The sequence below is a fragment of the Cohnella faecalis genome, from assembly GCF_003570905.1.
In the GTDB taxonomy this organism is placed as follows: Bacteria; Bacillota; Bacilli; order Paenibacillales; family Paenibacillaceae; genus Cohnella; species Cohnella faecalis.
This window is the reverse complement of record NZ_QXJM01000039.1, coordinates 1,695,463-1,710,069: the sequence shown is the minus strand read 5'-3', so window position 1 is coordinate 1,710,069 and position 14,607 is coordinate 1,695,463. Positions and strand designations below refer to the sequence as shown.

The 14,607-nt window shown below is 54.5% G+C and carries 12 protein-coding genes and 1 pseudogene; 1 reads left to right on the top strand and 12 read right to left on the bottom strand.

Annotation, left to right across the window (positions count from 1 at the left end):
• Positions 1–40: 40 nt before the first annotated feature.
• The 5 genes and pseudogenes from D3H35_RS20800 to D3H35_RS20780 all read right to left on the bottom strand — a co-directional run bounded on the left by D3H35_RS20800 (position 41) and on the right by D3H35_RS20780 (position 5,359).
• Entirely contained in the window at positions 41–877 is an 837-nt protein-coding gene (locus D3H35_RS20800) for a carbohydrate ABC transporter permease (RefSeq protein WP_119151255.1), read from the bottom strand.
• 86 nt (positions 878–963) lie between these two features.
• Positions 964–1,932 (bottom strand): ABC transporter permease, encoded by a 969-nt coding sequence (locus D3H35_RS20795; RefSeq protein WP_119151056.1) that lies wholly within the window; start codon positions 1,930–1,932, stop codon positions 964–966.
• A 133-nt stretch (positions 1,933–2,065) separates the two neighbouring features.
• Positions 2,066–2,362, bottom strand: a pseudogene (locus D3H35_RS34945) (helix-turn-helix domain-containing protein); the annotation flags it as partial.
• 659 nt (positions 2,363–3,021) lie between these two features.
• Entirely contained in the window at positions 3,022–3,597 is a 576-nt protein-coding gene (locus tag D3H35_RS20785) for a response regulator (protein ID WP_119151054.1), read from the bottom strand.
• A 4-nt stretch (positions 3,598–3,601) separates the two neighbouring features.
• A complete protein-coding gene (locus tag D3H35_RS20780; protein ID WP_119151053.1) occupies positions 3,602–5,359 on the bottom strand; it encodes a sensor histidine kinase in 1,758 nt (585 codons plus the stop codon).
• A gap of 233 nt (positions 5,360–5,592) precedes the next feature.
• On the opposite strand from D3H35_RS20780, the gene D3H35_RS20775 reads away from it, so the two are divergent.
• Positions 5,593–8,478 (top strand): glycoside hydrolase family 3 protein, encoded by a 2,886-nt coding sequence (locus tag D3H35_RS20775; protein WP_233568026.1) that lies wholly within the window; start codon positions 5,593–5,595, stop codon positions 8,476–8,478.
• Between the two features lie 86 nt (positions 8,479–8,564).
• Here D3H35_RS20775 and D3H35_RS33620 read toward each other — a convergent pair whose 3' ends face one another.
• The 7 genes from D3H35_RS33620 to D3H35_RS33615 all read right to left on the bottom strand — a co-directional run bounded on the left by D3H35_RS33620 (position 8,565) and on the right by D3H35_RS33615 (position 14,440).
• On the bottom strand, positions 8,565–8,696 hold the full coding sequence (locus tag D3H35_RS33620; RefSeq protein ID WP_267901412.1) for a hypothetical protein: 132 nt from the start codon (positions 8,694–8,696) through the stop codon (positions 8,565–8,567).
• A 170-nt stretch (positions 8,697–8,866) separates the two neighbouring features.
• Positions 8,867–9,415, bottom strand: coding sequence for a hypothetical protein (locus D3H35_RS20770; RefSeq protein WP_119151052.1), 549 nt, complete (start codon positions 9,413–9,415; stop codon positions 8,867–8,869).
• Between the two features lie 127 nt (positions 9,416–9,542).
• The gene (locus tag D3H35_RS20765) at positions 9,543–9,842 is read right to left on the bottom strand and encodes a hypothetical protein (RefSeq protein WP_119151051.1); all 300 of its coding nucleotides are present in this window, start codon (positions 9,840–9,842) and stop codon (positions 9,543–9,545) included.
• 331 nt (positions 9,843–10,173) lie between these two features.
• The gene (locus D3H35_RS20760) at positions 10,174–11,193 is read right to left on the bottom strand and encodes a zinc-binding alcohol dehydrogenase family protein (protein ID WP_119151050.1); all 1,020 of its coding nucleotides are present in this window, start codon (positions 11,191–11,193) and stop codon (positions 10,174–10,176) included.
• Positions 11,194–11,443: 250 nt separating this feature from the next.
• The gene (locus D3H35_RS20755; protein ID WP_119151049.1) at positions 11,444–12,952 is read right to left on the bottom strand and encodes a UxaA family hydrolase; all 1,509 of its coding nucleotides are present in this window, start codon (positions 12,950–12,952) and stop codon (positions 11,444–11,446) included.
• Positions 12,945–14,207: a tagaturonate reductase gene (locus tag D3H35_RS20750; protein ID WP_267901426.1), complete on the bottom strand. Its 1,263-nt coding sequence runs from the start codon at positions 14,205–14,207 to the stop codon at positions 12,945–12,947. The genes D3H35_RS20755 and D3H35_RS20750 overlap by 8 nt, the downstream gene beginning before the upstream one ends.
• Positions 14,144–14,440 (bottom strand): hypothetical protein, encoded by a 297-nt coding sequence (locus tag D3H35_RS33615; protein WP_119151047.1) that lies wholly within the window; start codon positions 14,438–14,440, stop codon positions 14,144–14,146. The genes D3H35_RS20750 and D3H35_RS33615 overlap by 64 nt, the downstream gene beginning before the upstream one ends.
• Positions 14,441–14,607: the final 167 nt, after the last annotated feature.

Genomic DNA, 14,607 nt, shown 5'->3' with positions numbered 1-14,607 from the left:
TGTTGCTACCTGGCTTTATCTCCGCGAAGCGAGAAAGGGATTACCCTTTCACCGCTCCGAGAGTCATTCCTTTGACAAAATAACGTTGCAGGAACGGGTAGACGAGCAAAATCGGCAGCGTGACGAATATCGTAATAGCCATCTTGACCGATTCCGGCGATACGGTTGCCATGACCTGGCCCATGTTGCTGCCGTGAATATCGCCGCCATTGCCGCTGCTCGTGCTTTGAAGCACCTTCATAAGCTCGAATTGCAGCGTCGTCAGCGCATCGTTGGAGCCATTGTACAAGTACGTGTCGAACCAGGAATTCCATTGACCGACGGCAAGGAATAGCGCGATCGTCGCCAGAGCGGGCTTCGTCATCGGAAGAATAATCCGCCAATAGATCGTGAAGTCGTTGGCTCCGTCGATTTTGGCCGATTCCTGAAGCGCATAAGGAAGACCGTCGATGAAGGAACGGATTATAAACACGTTGAAGGCGCTGACCAAGCCCGGCAATACGTACACGGCGAACGTGTTCATCATGCCGAGGTCCTTGATCAGCATGTACCCCGGAATCAGGCCTCCGGATACGTACATCGTCAATGCCAGAAACACGGAAACGAATCGGCGGCCCTGAAAGTCGGGACGGGCCAGCGTGAACGCCAGCATGGAGGCGCTGATCAAGCCGAGTATCGTTCCGACGACGGTACGAAGCACCGAAATTTTGAAGCCGGTGATCAAGCCCGTGAACGAGAAGATCAATTTGTAATTTTCAAGCGTGAAATCTCTCGGAAATATCGTTATGCCGCCCCGGACGCTGTCGACCGAATCGTTCAACGAAAGGGCGAGAACGTTCAAGAAAGGATACAGCGTTACGACGGTGACGGCGATCATTGCGACCGCAATCACGATATCCAGAATTCGGTCGGACAGAGGAACGCCCTTCCGCAGCCGATAAGTGCTCACCTGGGTCCCTCCTTCTACATGATGCTTTCTTTGGTGAATCGCTTGAACAAGCCGTTCGCCGTAAAGAGCAAGATGACGGAAACGACGGAATTAAAAATGTTGACGGCGGTACCGAACGAATACCGGCTCATCTGCAGCCCGTATTGCAGCGCGTACAGGTCAAGCACTTGAGAGTAATCCCGAACCATGTTGTTGCCGAGCAGGAACTGCTTCTCGAAGCCGATGCTTATCAAATGGCCGATGGACATAATGAGCAGGATCGTAATCGTGCTCCGGATCCCCGGAAGCGTAATGTGCCAAATTTGCCGAAGCCGGCTTGCCCCGTCCACCCTTGCCGCCTCGTAAAGCTCGGCCCCGATTCCGGATATGGCCGCCAAATAGATGATAGTGTTCCAGCCCATCTCTTTCCAAACGTCGGATACCGTCACAATGCCCCAGAACAGCTTCTCCTGTGCCAAATATTGAATCGGTTCGTCAATGAAACCGAGCCACATAAGGAGATCGTTCACGACTCCGTTGTCCGTCGACAGCATTTTCGAGACGATGCTCGATACGACGACCCACGAAACAAAATGCGGCAAGTACGAGATCGTTTGAACGAACCTCTTGAAGAACATGTGGCGAACTTCGTTCAGCAGCAAAGCGAAAACGATCGGTACGATAAAGCCGGCAATCAAGCCCATGAAGCTCATGGCGAGCGTGTTGCGCATAACCAGATAGAACGTGTCGTCTTGGAAAAGCGTTTTGAACTGCTCGAAGCCGACCCATTGCTGCTCGAAAATCGACTTGCCCGGCTTGTACTTCTGGAACGCCATCAGCCAGCCCCACAAAGGCAAGTAACTGAATATGAACACCCAGACGACAAAAGGCAGCGACATGAGGTACAGGTAGCGGTTCTGGTAGAAGCGGAACCAGAAGCCGCTCCCTTTTCTCGGTGTCTGCGATTTGCCCTGCGGGATCGCTACCCCTGACATCGCTTTCATGCTACCCCTCCTTGCTGTATGTTTACATGATAAAAAATTGCGGCCCGACTCTCTACACGAAGTATCCGGTATAAAATCATGTAAAAATCAGTGAAATTGAGACCTCATTTTTGACAAAAGAAAGACGCGCTCATCAGAGCGCGTCGGTTTGCTGCTTTTTGCGATAGTCGGACGGCGAGGTGCCGACGTACTTGCGGAATTTGCTATGAAAATAATCGACGTTCGTATAGCCGACCCGCTCCGCCACCTGGTACACCTTCATCCCTTGCTCGAGAAGCTCCTTCGCTTTTTCGATTCGAACCTTGTCCAAATAAGTATTGAAATATTGTCCCGTCGTGTTTTTGAACAGCTTGCCCAAATAAGAGCTGTTGTAATTGAACACTTCGGCCAACGACTCCAGCTTCAAGTTTTCGCTGTAATTGCGCTCGATCATTTCGAGCATTTTCTGAATTTGCTTGTCCGTTCCAAAGCTCCGAAGCTCGTCCGCTATTTGCTTGGCCAGCCCTGCAAGACGATCAAGCAATCCGGCGTGCCGATACTCCTTGTATAGATCCATCAGTCGGTCCGAGAATAGATGGCTTTTCTCGCGAATTTCCGGACGGCTCTGGCCGAGCTTCCCGAGCACGGTTCCCATCACCCGTACGAGTCCTGCTTTCATATCCTGCTCGTGCGCTCCCGCCTCCCGCATGGCCGCTCCCGTGGCCAGCAATAACGATGACGCCGCGCTCTCGTTGCCGATATCGAGAGCGAGGAACAGCTTCTCCATCGCAACGGACAAGTCCGGTCCCTCCGCTTCCTCCGGCTTCCGATACGGCTCGGTATGAACAAGGCCGCCGTCCAGCCAGAAGCGATCCTTCATGATGTCCCGCGCCCTCCGGAAAGAGCCGGCCAGAAGCTTCGGCTCCTCCACGACGCCGCCCGAAACGGCAATGAAATCGACTTCGCTATCCGCGCATGCGGCGCTCGTTTGTTTGTACAACGTTTTTAGAGTCGCCCGATCGATCCATTCCGCGTTTTCCTTAAGAATGACTCCCAAGTATTGATCCACGGCAAAAGCGAAGCCTTTGCCCGCAGGCTCCAATGCCTCGTTCAGCTTGTTCTTGATTCGCGCGGGACGGAGGAATCGATATCTGATAAGCTTTGGAGCTTAATCAATACGGCGTCGAAGGCCGGCCAGTCCATGCCCGCTTCCCGTGCCGCTCCTTCGGGAATATCCGCCTCTTCCTCAGCCGTCACAATTTGCGCAATTCGCTCCCGAGTCCACTCTGCCGCTTTCGCCGAACGCTCCTCTTCCATTAGCTTTTTTATTTTGCCCAGCTGCTCGATCAGCTCGTCCTCGTCGATCGGCTTGAGCATATAACCGTCGGCCTTCAACTGAAGAGCCTGCCTGGCATAGTCGAAATCCGCATAGCCGCTCAAGATGAGAAAATGCGGGCTAGCGCTCGATTGGCCCTGTATCGTCTTCATAAGAGTAAGCCCGTCCATACCCGGCATGCGAATATCGACGATGATCAAATCCGGGTTCAACAAAGGCGCCTTCTGAAGCGCATCATAGGCATCCGTCGCGGTGTCCGTTACTTCGAACCCGTGCTCGTTCCACTCTATAATACTTCGGAGCCCTTCGCGAATGAGCGGCTCGTCGTCAACGATCAACACCTTGTACATATTGTTATTCCTCCACCGGAATCCAGAAGGTTATTTTGGTTCCCGTTTGTTTTTCGCTCTCGATACGAAGTCCGGACAGCTCTCCGTAAGTAAGAAGCAGCCTTTGCTGCACGTTGTGCAGGCCGATCCTGTCCGCGTCCTGCTCCTTCAACGACTGCTGAACCGCATTAAGCTTCGGTCTGGAAATGCCGATTCCGTCGTCCTCCACGGTTACTCTCAATCCTCCTTGGCTTAGACGCGCGGTCACGGTTACTTTTCCGCCCTCTACGTTTTTCTCCAAGCCGTGAATAACCGAATTTTCCACGATCGGCTGAATCAGCAGCGGAAGAATGCTCACATTTTCAGCTTCCGGGGCAATATCCAGCTTGTAGTCCAGACGCTCGTCGTGCCTGAATTTCTGAATTTCCAAATAGCACCTTACGATGTCGATCTCTTCCTTCAAGCTGATCGGCTGTCCTTTGAGCTCCAAGTTTTTGCGCATCAGCTTGCCCAGCGTCTTGACCGTCTGGGATATTTCCTTCTCCCCTCTCAAATGCGCCTTCATCCGAATCGATTCGAGCGCGTTATAGAGAAAATGAGGGTTGATTTGGCTGGCGAGCATCTTGAGCTTGATCTCGCTCTGCTTGCGCTCCAACTCGCTCGTTTCCTGGTGGGAACGGGAAACCTCCTCCATCAGCTCCTTGACGTTGCCGACCATTTGGTTGAATTGCCTGGAGATTTGCCCGATCTCGTCGTTCCCGTCCACGGTCAGCTCGGTATTGAAATTCCCCATCGATACCTTGCTGATTTGCTTGCTGAACTTCAGCAGCCTGTTGGTCATAACGGTACAAATAAAATAGATGAGCAGCAGCGCCAAAATTCCGGCAATACCGATAATTTCGAGCCCGACGGTGCTGATCCGATTAGCTTCGCGCACCATCTCATCGATGGCCGAGACGGTAACGATCATAAGCGAATTGTAGCTTTTTTCGGGAGAAAGGCGGTCGATCCTCACCTGGGATTTCCGGCCCTCGATAACCATCTCCCGCGTTCCGGCTTCCTGCCGGGACATCCCATAGCCGAAATGAGTGTCGTCCAGCTTCTTTCCGACCATACTTGGTCGATTGGAGGAGACGATAACTCCGTTCTCGTCCGCCAGAACGATTTCGGAGTCCTCTTGTCGGAGAATGGAGTTCAAATACCCGGTGTTCACGTCGATGGTCAACATGCCGAATGTGCGGGTTTCGGGAAAATAGATGCTTCTGACCAAGCTCAGCATATTGGCGTTATGACGAGAGTCCGTCGGATAATAATACCACCCGATCAGCCCCGCATTTTTCAAAGCGGACTCGTACCAGAACGCCGATTTCGTCTCCGCATTCAAAGGGTAAAATTCCCAGTTGTTCAACAGCGTCGGATTATCCACGTAAAGGTTGATTTTCGAAACTTCCGGATTGAAATCGAGATACACCTTGAATTTGTCGTAATCGCGGTACGCGTCCACGACGTCTATCGTGTTCAAGTAATGAGCGTTCGCGATTTTTTTCAAATCGTTGTCGATCGTCATCCGATTCGACAAACCGATGGAGACGTTCAACACTTCCGATGTTCGGTTTTTGATCCGTTCGATCGTGTTTTCCGACTGCTCGATCGCCTTGTCCAGCGCCGATTGCCGATACTGCTGAACGACAAAAAAACCGACGATCATAAAAGGCAGTATAAAAAAGAGAAAGCAGGACATGACCATCTTGTTGCGAAGCTTCATGTCGTTGAGTTTTCGCATATAACGTTGCAGCGCGGATCCCCCCGAACTTCATAGCTGCGGAAGCGTATTCAAGGTGATTCTAACATGAAGCCCGACTCTATTCCTATGCGGCAAAATCATCCATGTTATTCCAAGCCCTAAATGCGAAGGATTTCTTGTGGAATTGTAAAGGTATTTCCTAGACTGAATCGGATGTTAAAATCGAGCGAAACGGAAAGCGGCTGCTAACCGGCCGACAGGAGGATACCGATTTGATTCGACACTTTGAATATCCGTTCCAAAATCCCGATCTACCGCTCGAAACACGGGTGAACGATCTCGTATCGCGATTCACGCTGGACGAAAAAATCAATTTGATGTGCCAGTACCAGGATGAAATCGAACGTCTGGGCGTTAAGAAATACAAGCACGGCACGGAAGCGGCCCATGGAATCGCTTGGCTCGGAGAAGCTACTTATTTTCCGCAGCCGACGGGGCTTGCCTGCACGTGGGATACCGAGGTGCTCAAGCAAGTCGGCGAGGCGATCGGTACCGAAGCGCGCGGTTTCTATCGGCGCGATCCGGCGAACAACGGCTTGACGCTGTGGGCTCCGACCGTCGACATGGAGCGCGACCCTCGTTGGGGACGTAACGAAGAGGCTTATGGGGAAGACCCCCATTTGACCGGCAAGCTTGCTTCCGCTCTCGTCAAGGGCATTCAAGGGGAGCATCCATTTTATTTGCGCGCGGTTGCCAGCCTGAAGCATTTCATCGGCAACAACAATGAGATCGACCGGGGAGAATGCTCGGTCAGCATCGACCCGCGCAACATGCGCGAATATTATTTGAAGGCTTTCGAAATTCCGTTCACGGAAGGCGGAGCGCAGTCGATGATGACCTCCTACAACTCCGTCAACGGCGTGCCCGCCAATTTGAACCCTCAAGTGAACGACATCGTCAAAAAAGAATGGGGCATGGACGGCTTCGTCGTAAGCGATGCGGGAGACGTGCTCGGCACCGTCAACGACCATCGCTATTACACAACTTACAAAGAAGCGGTCGCCTATTCGATACTGAACGGAATCGACAGTATTACCGACGACCACGGTATATCCAAGCAAGCGATCCGGGATTCCCTCGCGGAAAAGCTGCTGACCGAGAACGACCTCGACGTCGCGCTTCGCAATGCCTTCCGCGTTCGGATGCGTCTGGGCGAGTTCGATCCGGAAGACCGCAATCCTTATGCTTCCATCGACGAGTCCGCCATACTCGCTCCCGAGCACAAGGAAGTGTCGCTGCTGGCCGCGCGCAAGAGCGTCGTCCTGCTGAAAAACGAAAACGAAGCTTTGCCGCTGGATGCGGACGGAGCGGGCAGCATCGCCATTGTCGGTCCGCTTGCAGGCATCGTGTATCGCGATTGGTACAGCGGAACGCTTCCGTACACGGTAACGCCGCTTGAAGCTATTCAACGGAAAATGAACGGACGGGGCCAGGTCGTCTATGCGAGCGGCAACGACCGAGTGAAGCTTGGCGCAGGAGGCAAATATGTCGTTATAGGGGAGAACGGCAAGCTGGCGGCTGCTGCCGATACGGCTTCCGATGCCGAAGTATTCGAGGTAACCGACTGGGGCTGGCGCGCGAATACAATCGTCTCGGAAAGCACCGGTCAATACTTGACAACGGCGGACGATCGGAACATAACGGCCGATTCCAACGAAATCTTCGGATGGTTCACGAAGGAAGTGTTCCTGCTCGACGGCGCGGGCGATGTCAGGCTGAACGTCTCCGCTTGGAATGCCGCCAAGATCGGCATCGTTGAGAACGGGCTGCTCGCCGTCGATCCGGAGCTTGCGGAGGAACGCTCCTCGCTCGGCTCGCCGGAGGAAAAAGCCGCTGCTGCGGCTGGCAATGAAGCAAGACGCAAAGTCGCCTCGGTTACATTCGATGTCGAGAAAGCGGCGGACGGACTTCGCGAGGCAGTCGAAGCGGCTCGCGGCTCGAAGGCGGCGATCGTCTTTGTCGGCAACCATCCTCTCGTGAACGGCAAGGAAACGATCGATCGTCCGGGACTTTCGCTGCCCGAGGCGCAGCTTCGGCTAATTCGCGAGGTTGCCGCGGTCAATCCGAAGACAATCGTCGTCATTGTCGGCAGCTATCCGTTCACGCTGGAAGGAATCGAGGACGAAGTGTCGTCCATTGTGTACGCGTCGCACGCGGGTCCGGAGCTCGGAACGGCTTTGGCGGACGTTCTATACGGAGATTACGCTCCAGCCGGGCGTTTGAATATGACGTGGTATCGTTCGGAAGATCAGCTTCCCGATTTCATGGATTACGACATTATCGCCGGAGAACGGACCTATCAGTATTTCCAAGGCAAGACGCTCTACTCGTTCGGGCACGGACTGACCTATTCGGCTTTCGAATACGACGGATTGGAGCTGAACCGGGAATCAGTTGCAGCGGACGGCGAGGTAGAAGTAAGCTTGAACGTCCGCAACGCGGGCGCTCGCGCGAGCGACGAGGTCGTTCAATTGTACATCCGCGCCGACAAATCCCGTGTAAAACGCCCATTGAAACAATTGATCGGCTTCCGCCGCATTCATCTGGAGGCGGGACAGTCACAGAGTGTTCGATTCAACGTAAAAGCATCCGAGCTTGCGTTCTGGGACGTTACCCGCGACCGTTGGTGTGTCGAGTCGGGAGCTTATACGTTGATGATCGGCCGTTCGTCCGAGGACATCGCAGTTACCGGCTCGTTAACCGTAGTTGGCGAGATCGTGCCGCCCCGTAATTTGCGCCTGCCTACCCCGGCGATTAATTACGACAGCTATTCCGGCGTCATCATCGACGAGTGCAAGGAAGGCGGCAGCAGCACGGCTGCCGTCAGCGGCGGCGCATGGATCGGCTTCAGCGATGCCAAGTTCGCCAAAGCTTCCGGCAGCTTCGAGGCTCGCGTCTCCGCGGCAGAGAACGGAACAATCGAAATCCGCCTGGGAAGTCCGGCCGGCGAAATCGTCGGCGTTTGCGAAGTACCCGCAACGGGAGGCACGCAAGCGTGGCACACGCTGACATGTGCGGTCAACGTACCGGTCGGCCGCCACGAGACGTTCTTGACGTTGAGTGCCGGGCTTCGCTTATCCTCGTTTCGATTTGTCTGAGCGGTTCCCGATGTCCCGAGCCAGATCTGCATCCGCAGATTTGGCTCGGGATTTTTTTGTTAAGTTGGATTTTCTCCAGCTCGCCTCTACGCCGCACAATACCCCGCCGCTAGCCGGCTATTTCGCCGATTCCCCCAGCTGCGCTGTACCGTAACCCGCTCCTTCATGGCTATTTGGCCGATTCCCCCATCTGCGCTGTACGTAACCCGCTTCTTCATGGCTATTTCGCCGATTCCCCCATCCGCGCTGCACCGTAACCCGCTCCTTCATGGCTATTTCGCCGACTCACCCATCCGCGCTGCACCGTAACCCACTCCTTCATGGCTATTTCGCCGACTCACCCATCCGCGCTGCACCGTAACCCACTCCTTCATGGCTATTTCGCCGACTAACCCATCCGCGCTGCATCGTAACCCGCTTCTTCATGGCTATTTCGCCGATTCCCCCATCCGCGCTGTACGTAACCCGCTCCTTCATGGCTATTTCGCCGACTCACCCATCCGCGCTGCACCGTAACCCACTCCTTCATGGCTATTTGGCCGATTCCCCCATCTGCGCTGTACGTAACCCGCTCCTGCATGGCTATTTCGTCGATTCCCCCAGCTGCGCTGTACGTAACCCGCTTCTTCATGGCTATTTCGTCGATTCCCCAACTGCGCTGTACCGTAACCCGCTCCTTCATGGCTATTTCGTCGATTCCCCCAGCTGCGCTGTACGTAACCCGCTCCTGCATGGCTATTTCGTCGATTCCCCCAGCTGCGCTGTACGTAACCCGCTTCTTCATGGCTATTTCGCCGATTCCCCAACTGCGCTGTACCGTAACCCTCTCCTTCATGGCTATTTCGTCGATTCCCCCAGCTGCGCTGTACGTAACCCGCTTCTTCATGGCTATTTCGCCGATTCCCCAACTGCGCTGTACCGTAACCCTCTCCTTCATGGCTATTTCCTCCAGCCTTTTTGCCGAGATCAAAAAGAACGCTAATCAACATCAAAAATAAAAACCGGAGGATATTTCCCCCGGTTCGAGCCTCTGATTGACTATGATTGCAATTTTCCCGCTCGGCTTATCTTTCGGGATCGCGTTGTCGGTTGCCGCCGAACATTCCGGCCAGACCAATCAGGCCGAATAAGCCGAGCCAGCCCCAGCTGCGTCCAGTCGTAGCCTTCGCCCGGTATACGCCGTCCGTGCGCGTATTGTACGCGCGGTAGGCTGAAGGATTGTAGGTGTTCGTGCCGTAGTTGGTTTTGCCGTTATAAACTCCGGTTCCATTCGTGCTGTACGTGTTGTACATTCCGGTGCCGGTTGTACCGTAGGTGCCGTTCGTGTTGTACATGCCCGTTCCGTTCGGACCGGAGCCGTACATCGAATAACCGCTTGGCCCGAAGCCGTTAGTACCCGTAGTCGAATACGTGTTATACGGCGTTGGAGTCGGGCTATCGTACCGGCTGCGGTCGTCCCGACATTCGCGTAAGCCGGAACAACGAGAACAAGGGACAAACAAGCGCCTGCGGCCAAGCTGCCAATCGTCTTTTTCACTCGTGATGCCTCCCTAGTCGTAATGAACTTCCTCTCTAGGTTGTCCCGGGCTCGCGAAATAATCGCATCGAAAAAGCGACAATAAATCCCTCACCGGGAAAGGCGAAAGATCATTGTCGCTCTATAATCGCGATCGGGCTATCCGCACGTCCGCAATCTTACAATTCCACCATTGCTTTAATCACTTTGGACTCGGGCTTCAGCCATATCCGCTCGAATTCGCCAATCATATCGTCGAATGGAGCCCGATGGGTAATGTAACGCTCAACGTCGATGCTGCCGCTTCGCAAAGCCTTCAAAACGTATTCGAAATCTTCGCGGGTCGCGTTCCGGCTGCCCATCAGCGTCATCTCCCGCTTGTGGAATTCGGGATCGTTGAACGAAATGTCGGCTTTGACCAGCCCCACGTAGACGAGCTTGCCTCCGTGAGCGACATATTGGAACGAATCGGTCATCGATCTCGCATTTCCCGTCGCATCGAACACGATGGTCGGATACTCGCCGCCGGTCAGCTCCGACAGAGCTTCCAGCGGATTGTTCAGCGCGTTCACGACAGCGTCAACATTCGCCCAACTGCGGCAAAATTGAAGCCTTTCCTTATTCACGTCCATCGCGATAACGCGTGCGCCCGCATATTTGGCAAATGCCATCACTCCAAGACCGATCGGTCCGGCTCCGATGACAAGCACGTTCTCGCCTTGCTTCGGCTCGGCTCTGCGCACCGCGTGAGCTCCGATAGCCAGCGGCTCGACGACCGCAACCTGATCCAGATCAAGTCCGTGCGCGGGAAGAAGATGACTGACGGGAACGGCGAGCCTTTCCCGCATTCCTCCGTCGATATGCACACCGAGAACCTTCATCGACGAACAGCAATTCGACTTGCCGTTGCGGCATGCGACGCATTGTCCGCAGTGCATATAAGGAACGATTGCTACCGTATCCCCTTCACTCAGACCCGCCGCTCCCTCACTCACGGCTTCGATGACGCCGGCCAACTCATGACCGAGAATGCGCGGGTAGGAAAAGAACGGCTGATTTCCTTTGAATGCGTGATAATCCGTACCGCATATGCCGATCCGTCGTATACGCACGATCGCTTCCCCTTTCGCGAGCTCCGGCTCCGGCAAATGTTCGGTCAGCCGAAAACGATCGACTTCCTCGCAAATGATTCCTTTCATAACCTTTTCCCCCTTACAGTTGGATGCTCTCGTTGTATTCCTCAATTCGGCGCTTGCGGGATGCCCATCCGGCATTCTCTTCGTGCGGAGAAGTCCCAGGAGACGCATTGACGAGCCCGACGCCTTTCTCTTCGAAGTATCGTTTAAGGAGCACTGACAGTAGGAAATAATAACATCGATATCGGCTAGCGGAAGCAGTTTCTCGAACAAGGCGATCGTCAGTTCGCAAATTCCGACAAATCTTCAATACTTAAAGAATCACTCCGTCCTTGAAAATGGCGATTTCGCGGAAGCCGTTCTTCTCGCTGTTCGTACGGACTTCACCGGAGGCGAGCTTCAGCAAATAGTCCCACAAGTCGTCCGTCAACGTCTCCATCGTCCGGTCTTCCAGCAGACGGCCCGCGTTGAAGTCGATCCAGTTCTTTTTGCGCTCGGCCAGTTCGCTGTTAGTCGATATTTTCACGGTCGGAGCCGGTCCGCCGAACGGAGTTCCCCGTCCGGTCGTGAACAGAACGATATGAGCTCCGGCGGCCGTCAGCGCGGTTACCGAAACAAGGTCGTTGCCGGGAGCTTCCACGAGATTAAGTCCGTTTTTGACGACTCTCTCACCGTAATGCTTAACGTCGTTCACGATCGATAGGCCGCCTTTTTGCGTACAGCCGAGCGACTTCTCCTCCAGTGTGCTGATTCCGCCCGCTTTATTTCCCGGGGAAGGATTCTCGTAAATTTCTTGATCGTGACGGATAAAATACTGCTTGAAATCGTTGACCAAATCGACGATCTGCCCAAACACCTGCTCGTCCGCCGCACGGTTCATCAAGATCGTCTCGGCTCCGAACATCTCGGGAACCTCGGTCAAAATGGCGGTTCCTCCTTGGACGATCAAGCGATCCGCTACGGAGCCGACCAGCGGATTGGCCGTAATGCCCGACAAGCCGTCGGAGCCTCCGCATTTGAGACCGAGCTTCAGCTTGGATGCGGGCACCGGCACTCGCTTGAAGGATTCGGCGTATTCGACGAGCTCCCCCACCAGCTCCAATCCCGTCTCCAGCTCGTCTTCGACGGCTTGCGACTTCAGGAACTTCACGCGGTTGGAATCGTAATCTCCGATCGCCTGCTGGAACACCTCGATCTGATTGTTCTCGCAGCCAAGGCCGACGACGAGCACTCCCGCCGCGTTCGGGTGCTGCACGAGAGAAGCGAGCAGCTTCTGCGTGTGGCGCAGATCGTCGCCGAGCTGCGAGCAGCCGAACGGATGGGCAAAATGAAGCACTCCGTCGACGCGCCCTTCGAACATCCGATTCGCTCGGCTGGCGATGTTCTCGCACGTCTTGTTAATGCAGCCGACGGTGTTGATGATCCATATTTCGTTACGGATGCCGACTTCTCCGTTTTTCCTTACGTACCCTTGGAAAAAACGGCCGCCCGCTTGCTCCTCCGAAGGGTCGGTCAGCCCGCCGCTCGCGAAGGTCGGATCGTAGGAGTAGTCCAAAAAGCCCTTCAATCCGGTTCCAAGATTGTGCGTATGAATCCACTCGCCCGGCAAAATGTTCTCCTTCGCCTTGCCGATCGAGTAGCCGAACTTGAGCACGTCGTCGCCCTTGGAGACGGCCACGGCCGCTATTTTATGCCCTTTCGGAACATCGTCCGTCACGGTGAGCTGAGCTCCTTCGCCCAAGTCTAGCCGTTCCCCTCTGTTGATGTCCTTAAGAGCGATAATGACATGGTCTTTGGATGAAAGCTTAATGGTGTTATTCATAAGTTGCAGCTCCTCCCATCTTCGTCCATTGCGCGGCAATGCCGGCAGCCAGTCCGTCAACCTTCGCTAGATCGATACCCCACGCGGCTTCCAGTCGGAGAAAACGCTCCGCGATTCGGATCGGCGGCTGCTTCAGCCTTTCGGCATCCGTCCAAATTTCCTCAAACAAGCCGATAAGACTTTCATCGTCCCGAACGGCGTATTCGGCTCCGGCAAACGTTTTTCCGATGAAGCCGTTACCCGTTGCGCGCACGTTATAGTAACGGAGCAGTGCTGCGAACGCTCGGGCGAGGCCGTCCGGAATCGGCTTATGTTGCTTGCCGTAATGTGCAAGCGTCGGCAAGAGCCGCGTCTTGAATTTGCTTATGCTATTCATCGCTATATCGGATAGTCGGTGACGAATGAACGGGTTGCGAAACCTTTCGAACACGGCGGCTGCGTAGTCGTCCATTTCTTCGCGAGGATACGGCAACGATGGGACGATTTCATTTTCGACCGTCCGCACGACGAAGCTTCCAAGCTCCGAATGCTCCATCAGCTCGCGAACATGGGTCAATCCCGACAAAATTCCGAGCGGGGTCATAAGCGTATGAGCGCCGTTCAGGATACGAACTTTTCGTTGTTGATACGGCCTCAGATCGCGCGTCCAATGTACGTTCAACCCGGCTTGCCGCAGCGGCAACACGTTATCGAGCTCCGGTTCGGCTTCGATCGCCCACAGGTGATAAGGCTCCGCCGTATTCATTTCGCTGTCCTCGTAGCCCCATTCGCCGGACCAGCTTTGCGCCTGTTCGTCGCCGGGATATCCTGTCACGATGCGGTCGACCAAGCTGTTCAAAAACCGATTGCTCGTCCGAACCCATTCCGAGAACTCTCCGGGCAGCCTCCACTCTTCGGCATGCCTCAGAACGCACGCCAGCAGCTCGTCGCCGTTCCGTTCGAGCAGCTCGCAAGGAAGCAGCAGAAGTCCCTTTTCCGTCGAGCCCTGAAAAGCCGCATATCGGCGATAGAGCAAATAAGCGATTTTTCCGGGGAACGATTCGAGCGGCTTGCCTTCCGCAAGAGCTTCGGACCGAAATTTCAAGCCCGCTTCCGTCGTATTGGACACGATGACCCGCAAATCCGGATTTTCGGCTAGAGCGACGAATCGTTTCCATTCGGAATAAGGATCGACCAGCTCGCGAAATACGTTTACGACTTCTTTGCGCTCGACAGTCTCTCCATTCTCAAGCCCCGAATAACCAACGTGTACAATCCGTCCTGACGCGCTAAAGCATCCAGCTTCCGCTTGCCGGACGGACGAGGCTGAGATACCGCTATCGCTCCGTCATACAGCCCTTCCGCACGGCACCGATGGATCATCCAATCGAAAAATCCGCGCAAAAACTGTCCCTCTCCGATCTGAAGTATCGTCACCGGGCTATCGTTCAGGCGTTCCCACCGCTCTCGCCCGGCTTCGTCCAGCGCTGCTCGGCTCAGCTTTGTCATAGCTTGCAGAACTCCTTCGCGTTAAATCCGAACAGCTTCTCCCGGTCGTCTCGCCAATGATGCTGATGAGAATCCAGACGCATGCCAGGTCACCCCTTTTCCTTCATTTTAGCAACTCCATTTCACAATAAAATAGTTTGAAGTTGCAAAAACATACCCGATTTTGA